Origin of the sequence: Fibrella forsythiae (genome assembly GCF_017353175.1) — a bacterium.
Taxonomy (GTDB): Bacteria; Bacteroidota; Bacteroidia; order Cytophagales; family Spirosomataceae; genus Fibrella; species Fibrella forsythiae.
Genome location: NZ_JAFMYW010000008.1, coordinates 347,681 through 373,903 on the forward strand (window position 1 = coordinate 347,681; position 26,223 = coordinate 373,903).

17 protein-coding genes are annotated in these 26,223 nt (G+C 51.9%); 12 read left to right on the top strand and 5 right to left on the bottom strand.

Features of this window, described 5'->3' with window-relative positions:
• Nucleotides 1-12 precede the first annotated feature (12 nt).
• Nucleotides 13-2,580 carry a cellulase family glycosylhydrolase gene (locus J2I46_RS24470; RefSeq protein ID WP_207331702.1) on the bottom strand — a complete coding sequence of 856 codons (2,568 nt, stop codon included), beginning with the start codon at nt 2,578-2,580 and terminating at the stop codon, nt 13-15.
• A 131-nt stretch (nt 2,581-2,711) separates the two neighbouring features.
• Entirely contained in the window at nt 2,712-3,749 is a 1,038-nt protein-coding gene (locus J2I46_RS24475) for a glycoside hydrolase family 53 protein (protein WP_207331703.1), read from the bottom strand.
• A 229-nt stretch (nt 3,750-3,978) separates the two neighbouring features.
• Between J2I46_RS24475 and J2I46_RS24480 the strand changes: the two genes are divergently transcribed.
• Both J2I46_RS24480 and J2I46_RS24485 read left to right on the top strand, forming a co-directional pair.
• The gene (locus tag J2I46_RS24480) at nt 3,979-5,343 is read left to right on the top strand and encodes a M20/M25/M40 family metallo-hydrolase (protein WP_207331704.1); all 1,365 of its coding nucleotides are present in this window, start codon (nt 3,979-3,981) and stop codon (nt 5,341-5,343) included.
• 167 nt (nt 5,344-5,510) lie between these two features.
• Entirely contained in the window at nt 5,511-6,749 is a 1,239-nt protein-coding gene (locus J2I46_RS24485) for an acyltransferase family protein (RefSeq protein ID WP_207331705.1), read from the top strand.
• Between the two features lie 56 nt (nt 6,750-6,805).
• On the opposite strand, the gene J2I46_RS24490 is transcribed toward J2I46_RS24485, so the two are convergent.
• Nucleotides 6,806-8,218, bottom strand: a complete 1,413-nt coding sequence (locus tag J2I46_RS24490; RefSeq protein WP_207331706.1) for a Gfo/Idh/MocA family oxidoreductase — start codon at nt 8,216-8,218, stop codon at nt 6,806-6,808.
• A 324-nt stretch (nt 8,219-8,542) separates the two neighbouring features.
• Here J2I46_RS24490 and J2I46_RS24495 point away from each other — a divergent pair, with 324 nt between their 5' ends.
• Both J2I46_RS24495 and J2I46_RS24500 read left to right on the top strand, forming a co-directional pair.
• Nucleotides 8,543-10,705: a tetratricopeptide repeat-containing sensor histidine kinase gene (locus tag J2I46_RS24495; protein ID WP_229379924.1), complete on the top strand. Its 2,163-nt coding sequence runs from the start codon at nt 8,543-8,545 to the stop codon at nt 10,703-10,705.
• Complete coding sequence (locus tag J2I46_RS24500; RefSeq protein WP_207331707.1) at nt 10,668-11,312, top strand: response regulator; 645 nt, start codon at nt 10,668-10,670, stop codon at nt 11,310-11,312. Before J2I46_RS24495 ends, J2I46_RS24500 begins: the two co-directional genes overlap by 38 nt.
• 108 nt (nt 11,313-11,420) lie before the next feature.
• Here the strand turns inward: J2I46_RS24500 and J2I46_RS24505 are convergent, their stop codons facing one another.
• Nucleotides 11,421-12,956 (bottom strand): P-loop NTPase family protein, encoded by a 1,536-nt coding sequence (locus tag J2I46_RS24505; RefSeq protein ID WP_207331708.1) that lies wholly within the window; start codon nt 12,954-12,956, stop codon nt 11,421-11,423.
• A 354-nt stretch (nt 12,957-13,310) separates the two neighbouring features.
• Between J2I46_RS24505 and J2I46_RS24510 the strand changes: the two genes are divergently transcribed.
• The 4 genes from J2I46_RS24510 to J2I46_RS24525 all read left to right on the top strand — a co-directional run bounded on the left by J2I46_RS24510 (nt 13,311) and on the right by J2I46_RS24525 (nt 18,089).
• A complete protein-coding gene (locus J2I46_RS24510) occupies nt 13,311-14,894 on the top strand; it encodes a hypothetical protein (RefSeq protein ID WP_229379936.1) in 1,584 nt (527 codons plus the stop codon).
• A gap of 115 nt (nt 14,895-15,009) precedes the next feature.
• On the top strand, nt 15,010-16,266 hold the full coding sequence (locus J2I46_RS24515; protein ID WP_207331710.1) for a transglycosylase SLT domain-containing protein: 1,257 nt from the start codon (nt 15,010-15,012) through the stop codon (nt 16,264-16,266).
• A 173-nt stretch (nt 16,267-16,439) separates the two neighbouring features.
• Nucleotides 16,440-17,684 carry a lytic transglycosylase domain-containing protein gene (locus tag J2I46_RS24520; RefSeq protein ID WP_229379925.1) on the top strand — a complete coding sequence of 415 codons (1,245 nt, stop codon included), beginning with the start codon at nt 16,440-16,442 and terminating at the stop codon, nt 17,682-17,684.
• A gap of 123 nt (nt 17,685-17,807) precedes the next feature.
• Entirely contained in the window at nt 17,808-18,089 is a 282-nt protein-coding gene (locus tag J2I46_RS24525) for a DUF427 domain-containing protein (protein WP_207331712.1), read from the top strand.
• Between the two features lie 83 nt (nt 18,090-18,172).
• Here the strand turns inward: J2I46_RS24525 and J2I46_RS24530 are convergent, their stop codons facing one another.
• Complete coding sequence (locus J2I46_RS24530) at nt 18,173-19,423, bottom strand: MFS transporter (protein ID WP_207331713.1); 1,251 nt, start codon at nt 19,421-19,423, stop codon at nt 18,173-18,175.
• A 282-nt stretch (nt 19,424-19,705) separates the two neighbouring features.
• Between J2I46_RS24530 and J2I46_RS24535 the strand changes: the two genes are divergently transcribed.
• From J2I46_RS24535 to J2I46_RS24550, 4 genes are all read left to right on the top strand, one after another.
• The gene (locus J2I46_RS24535) at nt 19,706-20,845 is read left to right on the top strand and encodes a Gfo/Idh/MocA family protein (protein ID WP_207331734.1); all 1,140 of its coding nucleotides are present in this window, start codon (nt 19,706-19,708) and stop codon (nt 20,843-20,845) included.
• A 90-nt stretch (nt 20,846-20,935) separates the two neighbouring features.
• Nucleotides 20,936-22,081, top strand: coding sequence for a Gfo/Idh/MocA family protein (locus J2I46_RS24540; RefSeq protein ID WP_207331714.1), 1,146 nt, complete (start codon nt 20,936-20,938; stop codon nt 22,079-22,081).
• A gap of 80 nt (nt 22,082-22,161) precedes the next feature.
• Nucleotides 22,162-23,214, top strand: a complete 1,053-nt coding sequence (locus tag J2I46_RS24545) for a sugar phosphate isomerase/epimerase family protein (protein WP_207331715.1) — start codon at nt 22,162-22,164, stop codon at nt 23,212-23,214.
• Between the two features lie 244 nt (nt 23,215-23,458).
• Nucleotides 23,459-26,128, top strand: a complete 2,670-nt coding sequence (locus tag J2I46_RS24550; protein WP_207331716.1) for a cellulose binding domain-containing protein — start codon at nt 23,459-23,461, stop codon at nt 26,126-26,128.
• Nucleotides 26,129-26,223 lie beyond the last annotated feature (95 nt).

The window sequence follows — 26,223 nt, forward strand, 5'->3', positions numbered from 1 at the left end:
CTACCACGCTGCTTACCGCTCCAACCCAACATAATCCAGCCAGAACCTGACTGACTGCGTGGTTGACGGCATTACCTGGATGTCTATTCGCTCACTGTCTGTGATATTGAACCTACCTGACGAGGAAGGCTGAAACTGGAGCGGTTGAAAGTCGGGGTAGGGTCGTGGCAATAGTAGCATGGCACCTGGCGTCAGGCTACTTAAGGGTATGTCGATGTCGGTCAATTGCTGAGGTAGCTGTACCACCGTTGAAAACGTAGCGCCATACTTGTCGACCAAACCAATTTTCAGTGAAACAGACTGACTATCAGCGGATCTTCCACGCACGACCAGCTTTCTAAAGCCCGGCAATTCAGGGCTGCGACCCTTTACTTTATCCCCAAAATAGACCTGGAAACCCATTGGCTGGTTAGCGCGTATCGTGCCAATGCTGGCTTTGAGCATGAGTTGATTCGGCTGCTCGTCGGGCACAAACTCGATTTTGTTTTCCCGGTAATCCGGGTTGTTCGTCAGCAGGCGAGTGCGGTCGGCATTGGCGTTAAAGAGATCTAGCCGTGTATTTTCCGACGCGACGATGGTCTGGTACATGACCGTAGGCAGGTAATCCCAGGCATACGGATCACCTTTCTGACCGGCTGGGTACGTCCAGTAGGCAGTGCCTTTTTGCAGTATGATCCGGTAGGTCAGCAAGCCAGCCTTAACCAGTTCAGCAGGTACGTCCGCGTCGTAGCGATACGGCGCTACCCGTTGCATGGCCAGCATACGGGGACGATCCGCGCCTGCTGCGTGCACTTCAACCGTAGCCTTGCTGGTCGAATCCAGCCCCACGATGGTTGCCGATAGTTTAACCGACTGTTGCGACGATACCTCGCTATAGGCTGAGTGCACGACTATTGGCTCACCTGTTGACCGGTCGGCGGGCGCAACGAATTCAGCCAGGCCTATCACGGTGGAAGGCATCGTCGCAGGCATTTTAGCGGTGGGCGTTTTTAGCAGGTACGTGCCGGGACGAATCTGGAAGCTGCCGTTAGTGGCTGTGGTCGTCAGTGAATTGCCCGCATTCTGTGCGGTAATGGAGAATGACGCACCCAGATTAGGCAGATTGATCTGCATAGGGTGCGTACTCCAGCGAATGGTCGTTACCTCTTTGCTGAGCGATGGCCGCTCAAACGGGTCGCGCACCAGAATAGCGTCGGGCATCACTTCGAGCCGCCAGATGCCATCGCCGATTTTATCCAGGAAATAGGCACCCGTTCCAGCGTAACGAACTATGGATGAGCTCCCTACGCCAGCCACCTGGGTCAGCTGAGTCGGAGATGCTGTCTTTGTTTGAGTAGTGTTCGAATAGAAGAACGCCCCGGCACTGTTCATCTCGCTCAGCGACTGGCTATAGCTCAGGCGAAATGGCCCAAACATACTGTCTTGCGGATACTTACCGTAGTTTTTGAACCGGGGCGTTTCGCGGAAGACACGGCCGGCAATGAGCATGCTGATCGCTTTCGAAGGGGTATAGGCCAGATTCAGGTAATGCGTCTGGTATTCGGTGTTGGCGTAGGCGGTCGACATTGGGTCATAGGCGAACTGGGTAGCCCACTGAAAGCCCGCGCCCCGGAAGCTCCGCGCCATGGCCGGGTACATATACGACGCGTAGATGTCGCCCGCATCGAATTCATACACAATACGCGCCTTGTTCTTGTACTCGGGAATGGTATCGAATGGAATCTGGTAAGTATCTACGTGCGTCAGCGGGTTACCGCCCAGTGTGCGTCCGGCCACCAGACCAAGCGGATACCACTGAAATGTATAACCGTTCACCGCCGAACGGGCCACCGCATCGGCATACCAGGGGTTCTGGGCCATGTTGTAGAAGATCGGTTTGTCCCAACCGGTACTCCGCACGGCCGCGTTGATCCGGTTGATGTAAGTTGTTACGGTCGGTTTAGGGCCGCTGTGGCTAGGTTCGTTGTTCAGCTCCACCGCAATGACAGAGACGTCGTTGCCGTAAGTCGATTTCGTATACGGATTCACGTGCCGTAAAAACTGCCGGACGTATTCTTCCTGCGCCTTGATCGCCAGTTCATTCTGGTTGGCTTGCCCTTTGCCATATACCCGAGAAAAACCGGGGGTACGTTCGTCGCGTTCGGGGTAGCCGTTGCCCCAGTAGGCGATAGGCGTAATGATGATCTTGATGTTCCGTTTCTCGAGTTGAGCCAGCAGGTAGTCGAACAACCGTAAGTGCTCGTTATCCAGCAGGTTGCCCAGCGAATCGCTAATCTCGGTATCCCAAACGTGGACCCGGAAAGCATCAACGCCCATTCGGGCCATATGGTACACATCCTGATCGATCGCCGTTTCGGGCTTGATACCCAGCGTTTTCACCGCCCGATACCCGTAGGCAAACGGCAGGCAGTAATTGACTCCGTAAAACGCCGCTTCCTGCTTCGTTTTGGTATACCGCACCACCCCAGCCGGATCAACGTAGATCATATTTTTGGGGTTAGGCTTTGTTTGAGCCACGGCTCCGAACGTGGAAAAGATGAGCAGAAAGACAAGCAGGGATCGGGTACAGAGCAAAGTCATGAGGGTGTGTTGAGAAAGGAAGCGTTGATTGAGGGGTGAGTTTGCTTTCACTAGTACGCTGCCATTTTGATTTCCAGACGTTGCTGAGCAACGCTTTTGTCGTCCCGACGCCAGGAGGGATGACAAAAATATCATTTAAGAAAAGCGTCGAGGGCGGCGGTTGGTTTCCCGGAATCGTCGAACGCACCCAGGCCATAGCCTTGCCACTTTTTGTAGGCTTGCGGTTCCCAGTAAAAAACGCCCATGCCGTTGCCATTCGGTACGGTTTTTAGTTTGGTGATAAGGTCTGTAATGAACGCGTTGGCCGTAGCCGGGTCGTTGGCGGGCATTCCTACTTCAACCACCATAACCGGTCTTTTGTACTGAGTGACCAACGTGCTGATATTGTTCAGACACTGCTCATTCCTGGCCGCCCAATCCGTGGCAGTTGGGTACAGAGACATACCAATCATATCAAACTTGGCACTGTTACTGGTCAGCCCATTAAACAGCCACTGGAACAACGCTTTGTCATACCCATTCGACAGATGAACCAGCACCTGCGAGGTTGGGCTAACCGATTTTACCGCCTCATAGCCCGTCGTGACCAGCGCCGCGAAATTGGCCATATTGGTCGATGCCTGCCCGTCAGGCCAAAGCATGCCGTTGTTGGTTTCGTTACCGACCTGCACCCAATCGGGCGTAATGCCGTTCGTTTTGAGCCGGTTCATGACGTCGACAGTATGATCGAAAAGGGCCTTTTTCAACTCCGCGAAGGTTAGCTTTTGCCAGGCGGAGGGTTTTGTTTGCTGACCGGGATCGGCCCAGGAATCGCTGTGATGAAAGTCGATCAGGAGCTTCATACCCGCCGCGTTGGCTCGTTTCGCTTTGGCCAGTACATCGTCGGCACCGTTCCAGCCGCCCTGTGGATTCACCCACACACGCAGCCGGATCGAGTTCACGCCTTTACTTTTCAGGATAGCAAAAATATCGCTGGCAGTTCCGTCAGGTTGGTAAAACCGGACACCGCCAGCCTCCTGTTGGGTGATCCAGCTCACGTCGGCTCCTTTGTAAAAGCTGGTTACCAGCGTAGGATCGGGCATACTGGGTTGCGGCTGAGTAGTGGTTTTCTGGCAGCTGATCAGGCCAACCAACAGCGAAACTAGTATCCCTATTTTCGTACTATTCATTGAGTTTGTATATAAAAAAGCAACGCTATAGTATCGTTTTCCATTCCAGCCAGTCTACGATCGCTCCACCTGTTCACTGGTCTGACTCACCATGAAAGTGCCATAAATAGGGGGAAAAGAGGCCGGATTTCCGATTGTCGCATCGAAGCCGATGGCAGCCCGGTTGTTTTTGCCTAGATTACCGAACAGAATCAACCTGGTAAGTCATTCATCTTCAACAATCAAGTCAATGAGAAAACTCGTTACCTCACTTCTGCTTTGCACATCCCTTTATTCCTTTGGGCAGAATGCCGATTCGGTAGCCATCCGAAAGATTTATAATGAAGCGCTTTCCAACGGAAAATCGCATGAATGGCTTCGCCATCTGACCAAACAAATTGGTCCTCGGCTGAGTGGCTCTGAAGGCGCGCAAAAAGCCGTTGACTGGACCAAGAAACTGATGGACCAGCAAGGTTTCGACCGGGTGTTTCTCCAGGAAGTGATGGTACCTCACTGGGTACGTGGCGCCAAGGAAGTGGCTTATATTCAGAACGGTAAGCAGAAAACGAACGTACCCATCGCCGCGCTGGGCGGATCGGTGGCGACGGCCGCTAAAGGTGTTGAAGCACAGGTAATTGAGGTAAAGAGCTTCCCCGAACTGCGGGCGCTGGGTGCCGAGAAGGTCAAAGGCAAAATCGTCTTCTTCAACCGGCCGATGGACCCCACCAAAACCATCACCTTCGACGCGTATGGCGGGGCCGTTGATCAGCGGGCTGGCGGTGCAACGGAGGCCGCTAAACTGGGCGCGGTCGGGGCAATTGTCCGATCGATGGGCCTGGCGCAGGACGATTACCCACATACGGGCGGCACGCGCTATGGCACCGGCGTCCCCCTGATTCCAACGGCGGCGATCAGTACCAACGGTGCTAACCTGCTCAGCAAGTCGCTGGCCGAAAACCCGAACCTGACGTTCTATTTCAAGCAAAACTGCGAGACGCTACCCGATGCTAAATCGTACAACGTGGTAGGCGAGCTGAAAGGCTCTGAGAAACCTGACGAGATCATTGTCGTTGGCGGTCACCTCGATTCGTGGGACCTGGGTGAAGGCGCACACGACGACGGCACCGGCTGCATGCAGTCAATCGAGGTGCTGCGGATCATGAAAGCGCTGGGTATGAAACCGAAACGCACCATCCGGGCGGTGATGTTCATGAACGAAGAGAACGGTCTGCGCGGTGGTGTGAAGTATGCCGATCTGGCCAAACAGAATAACGAAAAACACATTGCCGCCATCGAGTCCGACGAAGGTGGCTTTACGCCTCGTGGTTTTGGGATCGTAGGCACGCCGCAGCAGAAAGAGAAAGTCATTCAGTGGAAACCCCTGCTGGCACCGTATGGTCTGCACGACATTGGGCCCGGCGGAGGTGGCGCCGACATTGGTCCGCTGGTCTACATCGGAACTGTCCTGTTCGGCTTCAAACCCGATTCGCAGCGCTATTTCGATTTTCACCACACCGCCGCCGACAAGTTTGAGATGGTGAACAAACGTGAACTTGAGCTTGGCGGTGCCTCCATGGCCGCGCTGGTTTACCTGCTCGATACCTACGGGTTATGAGTATAAATAAGTAGCCCCTGTATTGAGTAATACGAAGCGCAGGAAAGTCGTTTTTTAGCAACTGTTTTTACTTTTCAGCTAATACGTTTTTGTCATCCCGACGACAGGAGGGATGACAAAAACACTTTCGAAACGACGAGAACCAAACGTATAAGCAACCTTGCAATATGGCTACGTCTTTTCCGCATCCGGCAACCCTTACCCGGGCTGATCGGCTGCAACCGCAAACCGGGTTTCCCTCCAGTCGGCTTATGTCGATAGACGCGTACCGGGGGTTCGTTATGTTTCTGATGGCGGCGGAGTTGCTGCAGTTTTCCAGGTTGCATGAAGCCTTACCGGACAGCTCATTCTGGGAATTTCTAGCGTATCAGCAAAGCCATGTCGACTGGGCGGGCTGTTCGCTGCACGACCTGATTCAGCCATCGTTTTCGTTTCTGGTGGGTGTGGCCCTACCCTATTCGATGGCTAGTCGGGCAGATCTGGGTACGTCGGCGCGGTCGCAGTTCATCCGGGCGCTACGTCGGTCGCTGGTGTTGGTGTTTCTGGGTATCTTTTTACGGTCCATCCACAGTACGCAGACCAATTTCACGTTTGAAGACACCCTGACGCAGATTGGCCTGGGCTACCCGTTTCTGTTTCTGCTCGGAAGAGCCTCAACCCGAACGCAATGGCTGGCATTGGCGAGTATTCTGGTCGGCTACTGGCTGGCCTTTGTGCTCTATCCGGCTCCCACGTCGGCCTTTAACTATGAAGCCGTAGGTGTACCCGCCGACTGGCCCAACCACTACACGGGACTCTCGGCTCATTTCAACAAGAACAGCAATCTGGCCTGGGCCTTCGACACCTGGTTTCTAAATCTCTTTCCCCGCTCATCAGCTTTCCTGTTTAACCGGGGTGGGTATGCGACGCTGAGTTTCATCCCTACCCTCGGCACCATGCTGCTGGGCTTACAGGCCGGTCAGTGGGTACGTTCCGACCAGTCGAACCGACTGATTGTGAGATATCTTGTAGCAGCGGGTGCCGTTGGGATTTTCCTGGGGATTATGCTGCATGTAACCGGCATCTGCCCCATCGTTAAGCGCATCTGGACACCAGCCTGGACCTTATTCAGTGGTGGCTGGTGCTTCTGGCTGATGGCCCTGTTTTACACAGTTATCGACGTAATGAAGCGTCGGAACTGGGCATTCTTTCTCACCGTGATCGGCATGAACTCCATCGCGATCTACTGCCTGGTTCACCTGATCGACGGCTTCATCATCAGTTCCTTCTACATTCATTTCGGCCACGCGCCGTTCCAGACCCTCGGCCCAGCCTTCGAGCCGTTGCTTATCGGGGCAGCTACGCTGGGTACGTTCTACGTCATCTTACTGTGGATGTACCGCCGGAAACTGTTTATTCGGGTGTAGTGTGTTGATTTGGCTTGTTGCTTCGCAAGCTAGTGAGTATGGATAACGATTTTTTGTCATCCCAGCTCTGGCTCCGGTCCTCGGAAAGCGTCTTTTTTTGATACCGTCTGGAGCTTTACGGGCCGACCTTCGCGGGCTGACTGGTAAATGGCTTCCATTATTTTCTGATCCTGAAGGCCCTCTTCGCCGGGTGTAAACGGCTGTTTGTTGTTCTTCACACAATCGGAGAAATGATCGATCTCGGTGGCAAACTGGTTTTTGGGGGCCATCGTGGGGGTCTCCTTACGTTCAACCATCCCGTCGGCATGGGCCGTTTCGGCGCGCAGTCCCTGGTACGAGAAAGCCGGGTCAAGGCCCATCCAGCCGCGTTCGGCCAGCACCCGGTATCGGCGCGATTCGTGCACGTTGTAGTGCGTCGCGCAGTTGGCGATGACACCGCTCGGAAACCGCATTTGCCACGACATCACTTCTTCCACTTCCCTGAACAACGGATTGCCGGGCGTACTGTACTGATAGCCAAACACCTCGGTTGGCTCTTCTCCCAGCACGAAACGCGTCGTGTTCAGGCAGTATAGGCCAATGTCGGGCAGCGCACCACCGCCGGCCAGCGCTTTAATATGCCGCCAGTGTTGCGGGTTAGCCGAACTCTGACAGTTAAAGGATTCAATAAATTTCGGTGCGCCAAACTGCTTCGACCGCACCATGTCACGGATCATCCGGTTGTTCGGTTCGTACTGAATCCGGTAGGCAATCATCAGTTTTTTACCCGCCTTGTTACAGGCGTCGATCATGGCCTGCGCCTCCTGCGATGAATTGGCCATCGGCTTTTCGCACAGAATATGCTTACCTGCCTGGGCCCCGCGAATGGTATATTCGGCATGCATCGAATTAGGCAGCACAATGTAGATCGCCTGCACCTCCGGGTTATCTTTTAGCCGGTCATACTGCTCGTAACTGTAGCAATTACTCGACTTGATACCGTATTGCGCGGCCACTTTCTGCAGTTTCTCGGGGCTACCACTCACCAGGGCTACCGGTTTCGATTTTTTGCACTGCGCAAACGCGGGCAGAATCTCTTCCAGCGTCAGGTGGCCCAGACCAACCAGTGCATAACCAACTCGCTGATCCATCGGAAGCGGCGTTGGTGTCGGGGCAGATTTGACGTCTACTTCCGATTTCCACTGTTCCAGTTCAATCGGCTTATCAGCCTCCTTCGGTACTTTGGCGGGCGGCGAATACGGGGCCGACGACGGAACCTGCTGGCCGGTTGGCGACTGGTATACCGTTGATGGATTGGCCGGATAGCGCGTGCCCGACTGGCTGGTTTTGCAGGAAGCCGCCAGCCCACCGGCTACACCAAGAGCAAGGCCTTTTCCGGTAAGGCGCAAAAAATCAGTCCGGGAGAGGCCCTGTACCTCTACAGCGGGTTCTGTCTTAAAGAGTTGAAGCAGGTGATCGATTTGTTTCATAACGGCTGAGCTTGTCAGAAAGTAACCGTATCCGGCTGCTTTAGTTATGAAAAGAAAGGCTGTACTGGTCGTTCATGCCCAGACCCATGCTGATTACGGGCCCTGACAGCCAAGTGCATATCAGGCGTGGCGGGTTCAAAAAAAACTTCCCTGGATAAACTCCCTTCAGGGGCGTATCCAGGGAAGAAGCAATTTTCAGGGAAGGCAGATGTGGATAAAAAGGGCATGACAAAATTGCTCCGGCTAAGGCTCTGTTCCCATACCGCTTTCGGGGTATTTTTCAGGAAACAGATCAGGGTTATTTTTGAGAAATATCATTCCGAAATGAATCGTTGCAACGGCTTCATTATCCTGCTATTGATCCTTCTGCCGCTGATGGGTCGGGGGCAGGGCCTGTTTCAGCCCTTACCAGAACTGGCGGTTAGTCGGCGGGCCGATGCTGCCTACCTCGATAGCCTTTCTCTGCTGGCCAAAAAGAGGTACCACGCCCTAACTACTCTGCCGCACAGCGCCAAACAGGATACGCTCCGTTTCAGAGCGCTTTATTTTCTGAGCCGACTCTATAAGATCTGGCACGGTCGGCGCGATAGTACACTCTATTTTGGCAATGAGCTAGTCTATCAGGCGCGCCAGAGTAATAACCTGTTTTACGAACTCAACGGCAAACTTTCGCTGGCCGACTACTACAGGTCCAGCGAGTTGAACACGCCACTGGCCTTCCGGATGAACCTGGAGATATTACCCCTTATTCCCAAAACGGCAACGTATAAGAACGTTCGCTTTCAAACCAATAATAACCTGGGAAGCCTATACCGGCTATCGAAAGATTACGCCAACGCATTATGGCATTTGTCGCAGGCCCGTGACGCCATTATTCGGGATACCCTCACCCGGTCGGCCAAAGTATACAGCCAACTCATTGATCTTGAGCAGAATATTGGTGCCATCTATAATCAGCAGGATAAATTTGCCGAAAGCGAGCATCATTATTTGTTGGCCGAATCAATGCTAGCCTACAGCACGTCGGCGGTTGAACACGCCTACGTATATGATGACCTGGCCGAGCTGTACGTGAAATTCGAGCGTTACAACCAGGCGCTTACATATGCCAAAAAAGCGGAAGCGATCTGGAACCGGTTACGGCCGGTCGGTGAATCGAAAGGGTGGGGAACGCTGGCGGTGGTGTATGCCGGCCTCGGGCAGCATGAACTCGCTTACCAGTATGCTCACTACGTACTCCAATTGCCAAAGCCTACAACCTTTACGCTGGAACAGGCCTACAAAGCATTGTATCAGCTCTTTGACCAAAAGCAGGATTGGAAAAACGCCGCTTATTACCACAAAAAATACATTGTCATCCGCGATTCAATTGCCCTCAACCAGCGTACGCTCGAGTTAACGGCCATTCAGAAACAAGCTGAGTTCGAGACAATCGCTCTGCAAAACAGGCAGACACAACAACTTCAGGCACAACGCCTGCTGACAATTGAGCAGCAGGCCGAACTCATCCAACTGAAAGCTAACGTACAAACGGATGCATTGATCAAAAAAGCGCAGTTGAGCGAGCAGCAACGCCGGTTCGATAACGAACGGGCTACCGCACGGTTAACGAAACAGCAGGTGGCCCAAAAAATACAGCAGCAGGCCTATGAACAGCATGTGCTGGAGCAAAAAAACCAGACCCAGACACGGCTGATCTATTATCTGTTCAGTTCACTGATCCTGCTGGTTGGCATTGTAGCTCTGCTGCTTTATCTAACGTACCTGCGCAAACGGAAAGTAGAGGCAGAACTTCGGCTGTCGCACGAGCGTAAGGAAGCCAACGCCCGTATTATTCAGACGCAGGAGACCGAACGGCAACGCATTGCTGCTGACCTTCACGACGATTTGGGCGGCACGCTGGCTACGCTACGGCGCCGACTGGCCGATATTCGACAGCAGACAACAGATGCCAACACCAAACGCGCCTTCGACGATGCGGAGCCGCTGATTCAGAAGAGCAGCGATGATCTCAGGCGGATATCGCATAACCTGATGCCACCCGAGTTTGTCCGGATCGGCCTGCGCCATGCCGTTGAACAACTGGTTCGTCAGCAACCGCCGCACCCTACCCGATTTACGTTTATCATGTCGGGCATTGAACAGAAGCTACCCGTAGACCTTGAGCTGAACACCTACCGCATCGTCTCTGAACTGATTCAGAACATTAACAAACATGCGCACGCCCATCGGGCCGCCATACAGCTCCTTTACCACGATGATCACCTGACCATTACGGTTGAAGACGATGGGCTTGGAAACCGTGCGGTAGTAAATGCGGAACAGTCAACCGGGATTGGGCTGAAAAATAGTAGCTTACGAGCCGAATATATTGGAGCAAAACTGTGGCATGACCTTAGCGAAGCGGGCACACTCGTTGTTCTGGATGTTCCATACCCGTCGCCCCTGTATGCAGCCCGTACCAGCCTTCCGAATTCTCTTAATTGATGATCATCGCCTGTTTAACGATGGCGTGAAAAGCCTGTTGAATGACCAGCCCGATTTGATGGTGTGCGGCCAGGTATTTCAGGCATCGGAGGTTCTGTCTGCTATCCAGCGCACCAATCCAGACCTGATTCTGCTGGATATAAACCTGCAGGGCAGCAACGGCATAGACCTCGGCAAAACGATTCTCGGGCATTACCCCGATCTGCGGGTGTTGATACTGACGATGTATAGCCAGCCCAAACTGCTCGATGAGACCCGTAAGGCCGGCCTGCATGGTTACCTGCTCAAAGATGCCACTACCCACGAACTGCTTCAGGTGATCCGGGAGATACTGGGTGGCAATACCTACTTCGATACCAACGTGGCTGATCTCTCATCGACAGCCGACAATACATTCAGCGATCGGTTTGCCCAGCGACTTAATCTTACCTTCAGAGAGCTTGAGATTGTTTCGCTGATCAAAGAAGGCCTGAACAATGAACAGATTGCCGAACGCATTCACCTCAGCATCGAGACGGTGAAAACGCATCGGAAAAACATTTATTTCAAACTGGATATCAGTAAAGCAACAGATTTGGTACGATTCGCCATTGAGCACGGCCTGTAAGGCGTTTCAGGTACGTTCTCAGACATAAAAAAGCCGCCATGCTCTCTGCAAGGCGACTCTTTCAGGGGTGGCTGCCCAGATACGTTGCCGTAGCGTGGCTTAATTTTTCTAGAAACGGTCGTCGTCGTCCTCTTCTTCATCTTCTTCCCCAAAATGCTTGGTGGGGTCGAACATCGAGCCAACGAGGTCTTTGAATTGAAGGCCCGTATCCATGGCTTTCTTACCGACCAGTGAATACTCGGCAATGCCGTGCAGGGCAAACTCCATCAGGAACAAACGCTCCTGCTTGCTCAGGCGGGGATGAAACTGATCGACCAGATCGTCGAGACCATCGATGGTACGGAGACGACTTTCGTAGTCCCGGTTCGAGAGATCATTGAGCAGGTCCATCGTGTTGCCATCGCCAAACCAGTCGGTGATTTTCTTGTATGGGTTACCGCGCTTGTCTTTCTTGGCCTTTTCCGGGTTCGGGAAATAGTTCAGGAACTGGGTACGTATCGCCTTACCAATCAGGTTCTGGGCTACGATAACGGGCCCTTCAACCTCACCTTCATACACGAGCTCGACCTTACCGCAGATGGCCGGCACCACACCGTATACATCGGCAATGCGTACGTACGTTTCTTTCTCGCTGTTGAGCAGTGTACGCCGCTCGGCCGACGACAACAGGTTTTCATATGCCGAAATGGTCATCCGGGCCGATACCCCCGATTTTGCATCCACGTATTCGCTCTGGCGGGCTTCAATGGCAACCTGTTCAATCAGGTCGGCCACCAGGTCGTTGGTTTTCACCAGGCCTTTCTGTTCGGTTTTTACCACGGCCTCCTGCTGCGTAATCTTCCGGCCCATCTCGATCGTTTTCGGGTAGTGCGTCACAATCTGGCTGTCGATCCGGTCTTTCAGCGGCGTTACAATGCTACCCCGATTCGTATAGTCTTCAGGGTTAGCCGTGAACACAAACTGAATATCGAGCGGCAGGCGCAGCTTGAACCCACGAATCTGAATGTCGCCTTCCTGCAAAATATTGAATAGCGACACCTGAATACGGGCCTGTAAATCGGGCAATTCGTTGATCACGAAGATGCAGCGATGCGACCGGGGAATCAGACCGAAGTGGATCGTCCGTTCATCTGAATACGGCAGTTTCAGCGTGGCGGCCTTGATCGGGTCAACGTCGCCGATCAGATCGGCCACCGACACGTCGGGGGTAGCCAGTTTCTCGGTGTAACGGTCGCTCCGGTGCATCCACGAAATAGGCGTGGCATCGCCGTGCTGAGCAATCAGATCATGGGCAAACCGCGAGAGGGGTTTCAGCGGATCATCATTCAGTTCAGACCCGTCGACTACCGGAATATATTCGTCTAACAGATTGACCATCAAACGGGCTATCCGGGTTTTGGCCTGTCCGCGAAGCCCCAGCAGGTTGATGTGGTGCATCGACAGAATGGCACGTTCCACATCGGGAATAACCGTTTCTTCGTAGCCCCAGATGCCCGGGAATACCGATTCTTTGGCCTTAATTTTTTGAATTAGATTTTCGCGTAATTCCTGTTTAATAGACCGGGACTGATACCCGGCGGCTTTCAGTTCGCCAAGGGTTGTAATGGCAGTTAACTCCTTTGCTTTCAGGTTATAGTAACTCATTCGTTGGGAACGTTCGTTGGCAACACTCGTTGAAGAAAACAGATAGACTGAACGGGGACTAATGTAGAATGGACAACCGCTACTGATTTGTTGCAAAACTGCCTGCATCCAGTAACCATTGTCCATCATACCGTATAAATCTAACAGGCTTTTGGGCCAAATGGTTTATCCCGTTTATAAGCTGCCACAAGCTTACATCACTCCCGCTTTGCGCCTATATCTCCTTGAAATAAGTCAATAAATAGTCAGCTAACTGGCCGTTTACCTCAAAAAAATAGCATTCAGCTAGAGCGGCTGTAATCTTAACCGTAGTTTTACGTTTTAAAAGTCAAATTGGCCCAGGTACGTAGTATGATGAAATACTGTTGGCTTGCGTTCCTGCTAATCGGGTGTTTATTCGGCCCACTTAGCCAGGCGCAGGACCCAAAATCACTTCAGATCAGTCTCCCACAACAACCCGAATGGAACGTTGTGGCCGAAGGGCAATCCATCCGATTCGCCCTGAAAACAACTGGCAATGCGGCCGATTCGGTTACGTATAGTATTGCACAAGGTATGCTGGACGGCATGACCTTCGATTCGCTCGGACATTTTAGCTGGACACCCGGCTACGACCTGGCCGACCGCCTGAAAACCACCCGGACTGTGCCCGTCATTTTTGAGGTTCGTAACCGGCGGGGCGAATCGGCCACTCAGTTAGTTGAGTTCAAAGTACAACATGTCAATCGCCCGCCGGTGGTTGAAGAGCTACTTCCGTTCTACGTTCGGTTTCAGACCCAGAACGTCTATAAATTCGACCCCAAGCAGGTATATGATGCCGATGGTGATCCGGTCGCCTTTATTGCCATTCCCGATCAGATGCCGGAAGGAAGCAAGCTCAGCGCTCAGGGTGAACTGACCTGGACGTTGTCGAAGAACCAGTTCAATCAGCTGAGAGCCAAGCCCATTTATATTGAGTTCTGGGTGGAAGATCAGCCGGCAAAGATCCGCACCAAGGGCCGCCTGAAGGTCGATGTGACGCAGATGGACCTGCCGCCAGTGATTTCGGTAGTGCCCAAGGAACGTACCTACCGGGTTCGCGAGAACGCCACGATCAACCTCAAATTCTATCTGGCCGACCCGAACGGTGATGACGACATCAGCACCTTCGATTTCCTGAGTACCGACCAGCGGATACCCAAATCGGCCCTGGTGAAAAACACAAACAACCAGTACGAATTTATCTGGGCACCCGGCTATGATTTCGTGCGCGACCCAAACGACACACTTCGGCTTGATCTGACTTTCTTTGTATTGGATAAAGCGCAGAACCGCGATGAACAGACAATTGCCATTACGGTGCTGAACACGATCAATGAAGAGGCGAAAGACCGGTACACCTACGCCCTGTATAATCAGGCGCTGGTACAGGCCTGGAACCTGGTAACGCAACTGGATGAGAAGGAAGCAGAACTGAAACGTGACTACCGGAAAGCAAAAGGCGGCAAGCGGAATCGATCGGTAGCCAATGCTTCGTTAGGCGCTGTTACGGGTGTTGCGCCAGCGGTTACAAACGCTCAGTCGAGTGTGCAGGCACAAAGCAACCAACGACTTATTTCGGCCATTGGCGGTACTGCGGTGTTGACTATGGGTACGCTGGAAGCTACAGAGGTAATTGGTAAATCAATGAAAGACCTTCTTGATCGATACAACTACGTACTGGGTAAGAAAAGCGAGCTTCAGAATAAAGGCGATGTATTTGCCCGTGAATTTGCGTTGAAATCGGCCCGGCGTTCGCCTGAGTTCATCAAGCGCCTTGACGAGTTCCGCAATGCGATGAGTTTAAGCGGGCTGGTAGCGCTCGAACTTGACGCCAACTGGCAAAACAAAAAGGAAGCCACAGATAAGGCACTCAAACGCACATTCAAAGATTTCACGCCACTAGACGAGGCGCAGTAAGCGAAGCGGGCATTAAAATTGATCGACTGATGGCATGTACCTCCGTGACCATTCAGTCGATTTTTTGTCTCAAAAGAGAAATAAGTACCCAACCGTTTTGCTCAACTTATCCCTGATGAAGCCGTTAGCCCTTGTTGTGTTGGCGATTAGTTTTATCGTGGCACAACAGACAGACGGCCGGGCTACTGCCCTTAGTACCCATATTACTGCCCCTATCAGTAATCGTGCCGATTTGTCTCTGATATACCCGGCAACAGATGCCCCTCTTTTATCCTTGCCGCTGCCTCCCGTACATTTTTGCGGTGAAATGGTGCCGATGCATGAAGAGCGCGTGGCCCGACGATTAATCTCGGCCCTGTCGCACAGTTCGGTGCAGGCTTCAGCCCTGATCCGGATGCGGCAACGAGCGGCCTCGTTTTTCCCACTAATCGAGCCTGTGCTGGCCAAGTACCATATTCCACTTGATTTCAAATACCTCCCCTTGGTAGAGAGCGCGCTGGTTGGTACGGCAGTGTCGCCGAAAGGGGCGGCGGGCTACTGGCAATTGATGCCCGCTACTGCCCGTGAACTGGGGCTGACGGTGGAAACCCACCGCGACGAGCGGCTCAATTTGATGCGCTCAACAGAGGCTGCATGCCGGTATCTACAGTTCCTGCACAACCGACTTGGGTCGTGGACGCTGGTGGCGGCGGCGTACAATGTTGGCATAGGTAATTTGTTGGGCAATATCCGGAAGCAGCAGCGAAACAACTATTATTACCTGCGCCTTAACGCCGAAACGGGTAAATACCTGTATCGCATTCTCGCCTTCAAGGAGTTGTTCACCAACAATACACAGTATCGTGATCTGCTCTCCGACCGGATGCTGGCCACGTTGAACCAGCCTGTTGTTTCTGAAGCACCAGCACAGGCGCAGGATGTGCTATTCAACGAGAACGTGATGGTTAATATGGAACGGGAAGCGGTGACGACGGCGGCTCCGCTGGCAACCATTCTACCCACAAACGACCGTTCTGAGGATTTGCCACTGCCCAATGCTGCCGATGTGTTTCGGGGTGGTATTAAGGCCAGACTTACAGAAGCCGGTGAATTAAAGCGCGGTGCCGTATGGGTTTTCAATTTAACCCGAAATGGTTTTGCCGAAAATGTGACCGTAAGCGAGGGTGACCGTCTTTATGCTGTGATTGAAGATATCGACAATAAAACAGGGAAAATATACTTCCGCGCCGACAAACTATATACCGACGGCTCGCAGCAATCCATGCAGTTACCCCTTGCCGCCGTTGATGCATCGACAGGCCGGATAGGGCTTAAACTCCCCGACGTTGACCAAATGAAAGCCGGTTGGATTCTGACCTGGAAAGTTCTATAAAACCTTACCACAGCCCACTAGAGGCCCGTTCTGATGGATAAAACCACTGGAAACGGGCCTTTTTTGTTGCTCTCCAGTAAGCCCGCCCAGATTAAACCATTGGCTAGATCATGGATCATAGAAGAACTTATACCGGAAATCATCCGTTTCTTAAAAGCACCAAACAAATTGCCTTGAAACAAGAAAGCCAATTTCGCAAGTACTTCATAGTAAGCAGCTTAGCACTTCTATTCATTGCACATTTCTCCGTTGCGCAGAAAGTAAGCACTTCCGCAAAAGGGAAGAAAAAGGGGCCTATTAAAACACAACTCCCTACCCAACAACCCATTCAGCGGACAAATTTTGCGGGTGAGCTTGTGCCTACTGAACAGGGAACGGTAGCAGCAAAGCTCGCGCTAGCCCTCATGAGTACGTCGGGTTATGCCAAACGTGTACAGGCATTAAACCAACGATCGGCCCCTTATTTTGCCGTGATCGAACCGATTCTGGCGAAACATCATATTCCGAACGATTTTAAGTACATGCCTCTCATTGAGAGCAACTGGAAAGCCGATGCCGTTTCATCGGCTGGTGCAGTCGGTTACTGGCAGTTTATGGACGATACGGCCAAAGACATGAACCTCCGTATTGAACCCGGTAATGACGAACGGATGGACCTGGTGAAATCGACCGAAGCGGCTTGCCGGTACCTGAATGCATTGCATAAACGGTTAGGCTCCTGGACGCTGGCAGCAGCGGCCTACAATGGCGGTATGGGGATGGTAGAGAAAAAAATGATTCGGCAGGCTACGCGCAGTTACTACGAAATGGCCATGAACGAAGAGACAGGTTATTACCTCTACCGGATGCTGGCCATGAAAGAGCTGATGCAAAATCCGGGTCGTTACGCCGGCATGAACGCTGGTATGCTGGCCTACGCCGATGACCCTTACGAACGCGAACTGCAACAGGCCCGCCGGATGGGCTGGATTGTTGATGAAGACCCCGAAGTTAAAGGCGTACCTGTGGAATCGTATGAGCCGGCACCCGGTAGCGAAGCCGCTGTTATGGATAGTCTGCTGACTCAGTTGCTGGCTCAGAAGCCCAAAACGCCGACCATCTTCATGGGTGAGGTTGAGGCCAAACTCCAGAAAGCAGGCAAGGCTCAGTTGGGCCAAAGTTGGGCATTCGTGGTCACGCGGGATGCACAAGTTGGCGAGGTAGAATTGAAAACCGGCGACATGCTGTATGCCGTTGTTGATGATATCGATAGCCAGAAGCAGCTTTTCCTCCGGGCTACCAAAGTGGTATCGGCAGAAACGAAAGAAGTTACGCCTTTAATGATCTCAGCCATGAATCCCGTTACCGGTTTGCTGGGCCTGCCGATGCCTAAAAACCTTCAGGCTGGCTGGCTGGTGCAATGGAAGTCAGAGTTCTAGATTGCCGCAACATCAGGTACGTTGACTAGGTCAGGTACGTTACGAATAGCTATTTCCAAACGAAAGCAGGCATTCATTGGTTGATTGTCATATCCCTGTCGCAATCCATCAACCAAGCAACTCATGAAAGCCATCTGGAACGGCGAGACCATTGCCGAGAGTACGAACACTGTTGTGGTTGAAAATAACCACTATTTTCCCAAAGAGTCAGTAAAAGCGGAGTTTCTGGCCGACAGCCAGACACACACGACCTGCCCCTGGAAAGGTCTGGCGTCCTATTATTCGCTGACAGTTGACGGACAAACCAACAAAGACGCAGCCTGGTATTACCCCGACCCCAAACCAGCCGCCGGCCAGATCAAAGATCACGTCGCTTTCTGGAAGGGTGTCACCGTTGTTGCCTGATAAACCGGCTGGGTACGTTATTTACCAATTAAAACGGCACTGGATGATCATCCAGTGCCGTTTTAATGTAGGTACGTTCCTGCTTACAGTTGCGGCTGTTGAGCGGCCACAGAGTCAAGTTCGTGACTTGGCTTCTTGTTACGCATATAAAAGTAAAGGCCAGTGAACGCCACAATCAGAATAATCGGGAATGTGGTCATTTTAGCCAGCGTTGCCTGCCCGGCAGCCAGTTCCAGCGCGTCGCCGGTTTTACCAGCCGCAGCCTGAATAGCCCGTTCGCCATCAAGCCACCGGCCAATGATTGGCTGGAAGATAGACGTAGAGAACATGCCCACGCCACCCACGATAGACATACCCAGGGCACCACTCAGCGGGATACGTTCGGCCACGAAACCAATCATCGTTGGCCAGAAATAGCACACGCCAATGGCAAAAAAGACAGCCGCAACATAAGCCATAGCGCCTGTCTGCGTGCTGAACAGGTAAATACCGATGGTTGCAAAAATGGCACCGCCCAGCAACACACCTGTTTGATCGAGACGGTGAATGATTGGTCCACCAAAATACCGACCAAAGGCCATTAACCCCGTTACCAGTGCCAGAATGAGCATTGGGCTAGCACCGCTTTTGCTCATGATCAGGCCAACCCACTGCTGCGGACCAAACTCTGAGATAGCCGTTAGGGCCATGCAGCAGAAAATGAAGAGGTAGAGCGGTGTAAGCATGGCCGCAAAATTCTTGCTGATCGACGTTACGCCTTCCACACGTGGCTTTGGAAATGCCTGGCCGAAGAACATGAACGCATACGTAATAGTCGGGATCAGGATTACCCATATCTGCGTCTGCCACGAGAGACCCGAGTCAGTCATGAATTTAGATAGCAGGCTACCCACTACGATGCCACCCGGGAACCACATATGGAAACGGTTGAGCTTCTTGTTCATTTCTGCTCCCGAATACATATCGGCGATCAGGGGGTTACAGGCAGCTTCTGTACAACCGTTACCGATACCGATGAACAGCGTTGAGATCAGAAGGCCTGTGTAGCCGCCTGAGTAAATGGTTAGCAGAATGCCTAACGTGTGCGATACGAAGGCAACTGTCATAATTATTTTTGGCCCAACCGTATGGTACACCAACCCGCCAACGATCATGGCTATTGGAAAGCCCAGAAACCACATTGAGTTGATAAATCCCAATTGTTCGGCGCTCAGGCCAAACTCGGTTCCCAACTGGGGCAAAATGCCCGCCCTGATACTAAACGAAAAGGCAGTGGTGATAAGGGCGAAGCAGCTTGCCAGGAAGAGCCTCGAACTATTAACAGTCGTGTTCATAGAAAGACAATAAAGAAAGTTTGATCGAACAAGTAGATTAGGTTTTCAGATAAAGGGATTAATTAACAGTAATTACCCGATTGGGCAGCGCAAGGCGTACAAAATTTCCTAAAAAAAAGGAAATCCGCTAATTTTCCGATCAATAAGTAGATGATTGTCTTCTGAGCTATTTACAGAGTACGAATAGCTGCTAAACGCCTTCTTTCGCATTTTATGACGCCTCAAGCCTCAACAAACCTCTCTCCTTCTGTTAGTCAGACCAGTACACACCGCAAACTCCGCATGGGTATGGTGGGTGGCAGTCTGGATGCCTTCATCGGGGCCGTTCATCGCCGTGCGGCAGCAATGGACAACGAAATTGAACTGGTCTGCGGATCGTTTAGCTCAAATCCCGAAAAGTCGAAGCAGACAGGTCATGCGCTTTACCTCCCCGAAAATCGCGTTTACGCCAATTTCGAAGAAATGATTCTTCGGGAGAAAGAACTTCCCGAAGGCGAACGTATGGATTTTGTGACCATCGTTACGCCAAACCATATGCACTTCGCCCCGGCTAAAATGGCACTCGAAAACGGTTTCCACGTTGTTTGCGACAAGCCCGTTACGCTGAATATGGCTGAGGCCAAGGAGTTGAAGCGTATCATCGACGAAACCGGATTACTCTTCTGCCTGACGCACAACTACACGGGCTACCCGATGGTGAAGCAGGCGCGGGCCATGGTAAAGGCGGGCAAATTGGGCAAAATACGCAAAGTAATCGTTGAATACCCCCAAGGCTGGCTGGCACAGTTGGTTGAGGCCACCGGCCAGAAACAGGCTGGCTGGCGCACCGATCCGGCTCGTTCGGGTGCCGCTGGTGGTGTTGGCGATATCGGCACCCACGCCGAAAATCTGGCTGAATATATCACCGGCCTGAAAATCACCGAACTCTGCGCTGACCTAACCATTTTTGTGGAAGGTCGCCTGCTGGATGATGACGCCAATATGCTGCTCCGCTTCGAAAACGGCGCAAAGGGCACGCTTGTCAACAGTCAGATTGCCAACGGCGAAGAAAACCCGTTCTCGATCCGGGTATATGGTGAATTCGGCGGCCTTGAATGGCGGCAGATGGAACCCAATACGCTCATCTACAAAACAAACGAAGAAGGGGCTCGCCTGTTACGTACTGGTGTTGGTGATCTGGCTCCCGAAGCCCAGGCAAACACACGCTTACCAGCTGGCCACCCCGAAGCGTTCCTGGAGGCATTTGCCAACATCTACTACAACTTTGCGCTCACCCTCCGCGCCCGCATGAACGGACAGGAACCCGACCCAATCCGGCTCGATTTCCCCGGTATTGAGGAAGGGTTGCGCGGCATGGCCTTTATTGATACTGTCCTCGCTTCTGATAAATCATCGGAGAAGTGGACGAAGTTTAAAGAGTGAAAGAAGGTCTACGTATAGAGCATCGTTTTACTCATTCTTTATCCCTTTCACTCATTCATTCTTTATCTCTTTCACTCTTTATACCCCCTCATGTCAAAAATTCAAGTTGGTGTGGTTGGCACCGGATTTATCGGACCCGCTCACATCGAAGCCCTGCGCCGTTTACCCAATGTTGAGGTAGTTGCTCTTTGCGAAGTAACCCAGGAGTTAGCCGAAACAAAGGCAGCTCAATTGGGCATTCCCCGCGCGTACACGTTCGATGAACTCCTGAAGCAGGACGATATTCAGAGCATTCATATCTGCACGCCAAACTTCCTGCACTACAGCCAATCGAAAGCGGCGCTGTTGGCCGGTAAGCACGTTATCTGTGAAAAGCCACTGGCTAAAGATCTGGTCGAGGCCGAAGAGTTGGTTCAGTTGGCGAAAGAGTCGGGTCTGGTCAACGCCGTACACTTCAACCTGCGTTATTATCCGCTCGTTCGCCAGATGAAAGTGATGCGCGAGAAAGGTGAACTGGGCGATGTGTACAGCATCATCGGGTCATACCTGCAAGACTGGCTGTTCTACGAAACCGACTATAACTGGCGTCTTGAACCCGACAAATCGGGCGATTCACGCGCTATTGCTGATATTGGCTCACACCTGATGGATATCATCGAATATATCACAGGCTTGAAAACCACTGCCGTACTCGCCGATTTCAACACGATTCACAAGACACGGAAGAAGCCATTGAAACCGGTTGAAACGTATTCTGGCAAAATACTCCAGCCAGACGATTATGCCGACGTGCCCATCAACACCGAAGATCACGCCAACGTGCTCCTGCGGTTCGATAATGGCAATCGCGGCGTAGTGACCGTATCGCAGGTATCGGCGGGCCGCAAGAACCAGTTGAAACTTGAGATTTCGGGCGCTAAAAAGACTTTTGCGTTTGACTCTGAATCGCCGAACCAGCTTTGGCTCGGTAACCGTGATGGCTATAACCAGACCATGACGGATGATCCGTCGATCGTTCATGCCGAGGTACGGTCAGTGATCGGTTTCCCCGGTGGTCATAACGAAGGCTTCCCCGACACGTCGAAGCAGATGTTCAAGGAGGTGTATGCGGCAATTGAAGCAGGCAAACAACCAGAGCACCCAACGTACCCAACCTTCGCCGACGGTTACCGCGAGCTGCTGATCTGCGAGAAAATTCTGGAAAGTAATAAAAAGCAAGCCTGGGTAGAGGTGTAGGAGGCTGATAAGGAGTCCAGGTACGTTCCAGAACGTACCTGGACTCACGGCGTACCCAACCCCATTTAACTTTCAAAAACATGAAATCACTTAAAGGCCCTGCCGTTTTTCTGGCACAGTTCATGGGCGATGAAGCGCCCTTCAACTCGCTGGATACGATTGCCAGATACATGGCCGATCTTGGCTATAAAGGCGTTCAGTTACCAACCTGGGATTCACGGGTTATCGACCTTCAAAAAGCGGCTGACAGCATCGAATATTGTAATGAGCTAAAAGCGAAACTGGCTGATATCGGTGTTGAGATTACTGAGCTTTCTACCCATTTGCAGAGTCAGTTGGTAGCTGTTCACCCAGCTTACGCTCCTATGTTCGACGGGTTTGGTCCTGCGGAGTTAGCCGGTAAGCCTACTGAGCAACAGGCCTGGGCTGTGAACCAGATGATGTTGGCTGCCAAAGCCAGCAAGAATCTGGGGCTGACCTCTCACGTTTGCTTTACCGGTGCCTTACTATGGCCATTCATGTATCCCTGGCCACAACGCCCCGCCGGACTGGTTGAAACGGGTTTTGCCGAACTGGGCAAGCGCTGGAAACCCATTCTGGATGCGTTCGATGAAGCGGGCGTAAACGTTGGCTTCGAGTTACACCCTGGCGAAGACGTACATGATGGCGTTACGTTCGAGATGTTCCTGGCAGCCGTTGATAATCACCCGCGCGCCGGTATCAATTATGACCCAAGCCACTTCGTCTTACAATGCCTCGACTATCTGGACTTCATCGACATCTATCACGACCGCATCTATGCGTTCCACGTAAAGGATGCCGAGTTTAACCCTACGGGTCGTCAGGGCGTATATGGTGGTTTTCAGGGATGGGTAGAACGCGCCGGCCGATTCCGTTCACTGGGCGACGGTCAGGTCGATTTCAGCAGCATTTTCAGTAAGCTGGCGCAGTACAATTACGACGGATGGGCAGTTCTGGAATGGGAATGCGCCATCAAACATCCTGAGCAAGGTGCCGCTGAGGGTGCCCCGTTCATCCAGGATCACATGATTCGCGTAACCGAGCGTGCCTTCGATGACTTCGCCGGAGCAGGCTCAGACGAAGCGTTCAACAAGCGCGTGCTAGGTTTGTAAAATCCCTCTTTTTCACGCAAAAAGCCCGCTCCCAGGTAACGTACCTGGGAGCGGGCTTTTTGCGTGAAAAAGTACCCATTCCCTCACCATCCTGGCCCTACAATAATTATATATGAAGATTGATTAATACAATAATAGATGATCTATGGATTTACTCTTTATTTATATAACTAATTAAAAACCAGCGCATTGTTAAGTACAACTCGTTAGTTAACTTTTCCTATACACTTAAACTCTATTGACAATGATTACTCAACTACGTTCGATGGGTCAACTATGGCTTTGGTTGGCGGTGCTCTCAGTATCTCAACACGTATCCGCTGATATAATTGGCGTTCACTATTACGCAAGCGCTCCACCAGCCTCTCTTGCTGCGCCCGTGATTTCAGTTACGCCCTCGGCGCTAACGCTTCTCAACTCGACCCAGCTGCCTGGCAGTAACTCAAAGACCTACATTGTGTCAGCCACTGGTTTAATCACGTCAGACTTCCGAATCACTGTGCCGTCACCTTTTGTTGTGAGTGCTCCTAATGCGGGCAGCTATCCTGGCGGTATCACTCTGCCCGTTAATAGCGATGGCACACTGACGCCAACAACAATTACGGTTGCCCTGTTGTCATCCTCGCCAGGTACGTTCACCGGAACTATAGCAAACACCAGCGGCTCGACTACAGTAACGGTCGCCGTAAGCGGCACTTCCGTGAGCCCTTCTCTAAGCGTCCAGTCTTCCTTTTTGACCCCCTTTTCAACCACTACTGGTACGCCCTCAGCTATTCAGACCTACACGATAACAGCCCTGAGTCAAACGGGGGGCACCGTCACGGCACCAACAGGATTTGACATTCGTACGGGAAATAATGCGTTTGGTTCTTCCTTAACGATCCCCAGCAGCCTTTCAGCTATAGATATTCCGGTAGATGTACGGTTATCGGGTAGCACAGCTGCACAAATCTCGGGCTCAATCACCCATCGGTTAAATAACAGTTCAAACCAATCGATAGCCAATGTAGCCGTAAGCGGCACTGTTTCAGAGCCCGCGACTCCGTCTATCACTGTGACACCATCATCACTTACGCTTGTCGATTACAGTGAATATCCAGGCTCATTTCCGGCTTCATTCACCGTATCTGCTCGTGGTTTAACAGAGGATCTACAGATTTATGCGCCGCCTTACTACCTGCTCACGGCAAACGGTAAATCTGGCCCTGCTTTGCTCATACCAGCTACTAATGGGATTGTGACCCCTACATCCGTTTCGGTCGCGCTGATTGCATCATCGTCCGGTGTGTTTGACGGACAGATCACCAGCTGGAGTGGTTCAGCTACGGCTACTGTTGGGCTTAGCGGCACCGCCCTATCTCAATCTGTAACGGTTACCCCTTCATCACTCAGCAACTTCACTACGACGTTTGGCACCCCTTCCGCCAGTCAATCGTATACGGTGGCAACACAAGGCGGGTTACCAGTCCTCGTCAACGCACCGTCTGGATTTGAGATTCGCTCTGGTAACAATCCATTCAGCTCGTCGTTAACAATCGGCACGAGCAGATCAGTTGTTCAAACACAAATAGATGTACGCTTAGCAGGGAATACCATAGGGTCAGTTGCTGGTACGATCACACAAAACACTTATTTTCATTCAAGTCACGGCATATATCCTGTGACAGTGAGCGGCCTTGTGTCCGGCAATAGCAATGTACTTCAAGTGCTTCACCGCGATGTAGATAATTATGCGGATAATAACGCTATCCAGCCTCTATTGGAGGTAGTAAACCAAGGTAGTACTAACCTAGCACTCTCAAGCCTAACGCTACGCTATTACCTGACAGTAGAGAACTTTGTCCCTTTAACGAATCTGACCGTTTCGTATGCCAAATTAGGCGCATCCAACATCAGAATGCGTTATGTGCCGCTGGCTCAACCCGGCCAAGGAGCCCTAGGCTATATTGAATACAGTTTCACACCGGGAGCGGGCAGTCTGATGCCTGGTACCAGTACAGGGCCTATTCAAAGTTACATTGCTAAGACCGACTATTCTGGTTTCAATGAACTGGATGACTACTCGTACGCTAGCGTGCGCGACCGGGTACAAGCCAATCAGCATATAACAGCCTATTACAATGGAACGCTGGTTGCAGGCCAGGAACCATCGCTGGTAACGCCCCGTGCTTACCTGGTGCCTTACACTGAAAGCAAAAATGGCCCCTCGGCAACTCAGATCAGCACGTATCTGGAATTACGCAACGAAGGGAATCTGCCAATAAGCTATAATGATATAACGGTACGCTACTATTTCACCACCGACGGTTCTCAGCCGTTGAATTTTGAGCTAGACTACACAACATTGGGGATGGGAAATGTGCACGCTCGCTTTGTGCAGATCAGACCGCCGTTGACCACCGCTGATACGTACCTTGAATTGAGTTTTGCGAATTTAGGTCAACTTATGCCCCAGAGTAGCACAGAATTAATTCGATATCGAATTCAAAAAGCTGACGGAGGACGTTTTAACCAACTCAACGACTATTCATATCAGGAACAGCATGCCAGTTTGAGCCCCAACGCTCGTGTGGCGATCTATGTAGGTAATCAGAAATATTGGGGTAATGAAGTAGGTGCCGGCGCGCGATTAGCGGCAAACACTGAAGCCATTACTGATCTGGATGTACTAATATTGGGAAATCCGGTGCGAAATGATAAGGTGCTGTTTAAAGTCAGCGGTGCGGATTCCGAGCCTATTCAAGTAGAGTTAATCAATACGCATGGCCAGGTTATTACGCACCAACAATTGCTCCACTCTCAGGATATACAGACACACCAATTGTCTCTATTTAATCAAGAAGCGGGGACTTACCTTCTTAAAGTGAGTACGCCCACGCAGCGTAAGACCATTAAAGTAGTGAAGACCGAATAAAATTCTCGCCTGTCATTCGATAAGACCCAGGCAGGCTCCTGATCGTATAACCAGAAGCCTGTCTGGGTCTTATATGGCTACTACTCTCTCTGCAG

Coding starts and splice junctions, on each gene's coding strand:
- J2I46_RS24535 (WP_207331734.1), top strand. CDS start 19,706: ATGGGTATGGTGGGTGGCAGTCTGGATGCCTTCATCGGGGCCGTTCAT.
- J2I46_RS24505 (WP_207331708.1), bottom strand. CDS start 12,956: ATGAGTTACTATAACCTGAAAGCAAAGGAGTTAACTGCCATTACAACC.
- J2I46_RS24490 (WP_207331706.1), bottom strand. CDS start 8,218: ATGAAACAAATCGATCACCTGCTTCAACTCTTTAAGACAGAACCCGCT.
- J2I46_RS24500 (WP_207331707.1), top strand. CDS start 10,668: ATGCAGCCCGTACCAGCCTTCCGAATTCTCTTAATTGATGATCATCGC.
- J2I46_RS24530 (WP_207331713.1), bottom strand. CDS start 19,423: ATGAACACGACTGTTAATAGTTCGAGGCTCTTCCTGGCAAGCTGCTTC.
- J2I46_RS24515 (WP_207331710.1), top strand. CDS start 15,010: ATGAAGCCGTTAGCCCTTGTTGTGTTGGCGATTAGTTTTATCGTGGCA.
- J2I46_RS24545 (WP_207331715.1), top strand. CDS start 22,162: ATGAAATCACTTAAAGGCCCTGCCGTTTTTCTGGCACAGTTCATGGGC.
- J2I46_RS24540 (WP_207331714.1), top strand. CDS start 20,936: ATGTCAAAAATTCAAGTTGGTGTGGTTGGCACCGGATTTATCGGACCC.
- J2I46_RS24480 (WP_207331704.1), top strand. CDS start 3,979: ATGAGAAAACTCGTTACCTCACTTCTGCTTTGCACATCCCTTTATTCC.
- J2I46_RS24495 (WP_229379924.1), top strand. CDS start 8,543: ATGAATCGTTGCAACGGCTTCATTATCCTGCTATTGATCCTTCTGCCG.
- J2I46_RS24525 (WP_207331712.1), top strand. CDS start 17,808: ATGAAAGCCATCTGGAACGGCGAGACCATTGCCGAGAGTACGAACACT.
- J2I46_RS24485 (WP_207331705.1), top strand. CDS start 5,511: ATGGCTACGTCTTTTCCGCATCCGGCAACCCTTACCCGGGCTGATCGG.
- J2I46_RS24470 (WP_207331702.1), bottom strand. CDS start 2,580: ATGACTTTGCTCTGTACCCGATCCCTGCTTGTCTTTCTGCTCATCTTT.
- J2I46_RS24475 (WP_207331703.1), bottom strand. CDS start 3,749: ATGAATAGTACGAAAATAGGGATACTAGTTTCGCTGTTGGTTGGCCTG.
- J2I46_RS24510 (WP_229379936.1), top strand. CDS start 13,311: ATGAAATACTGTTGGCTTGCGTTCCTGCTAATCGGGTGTTTATTCGGC.
- J2I46_RS24550 (WP_207331716.1), top strand. CDS start 23,459: ATGATTACTCAACTACGTTCGATGGGTCAACTATGGCTTTGGTTGGCG.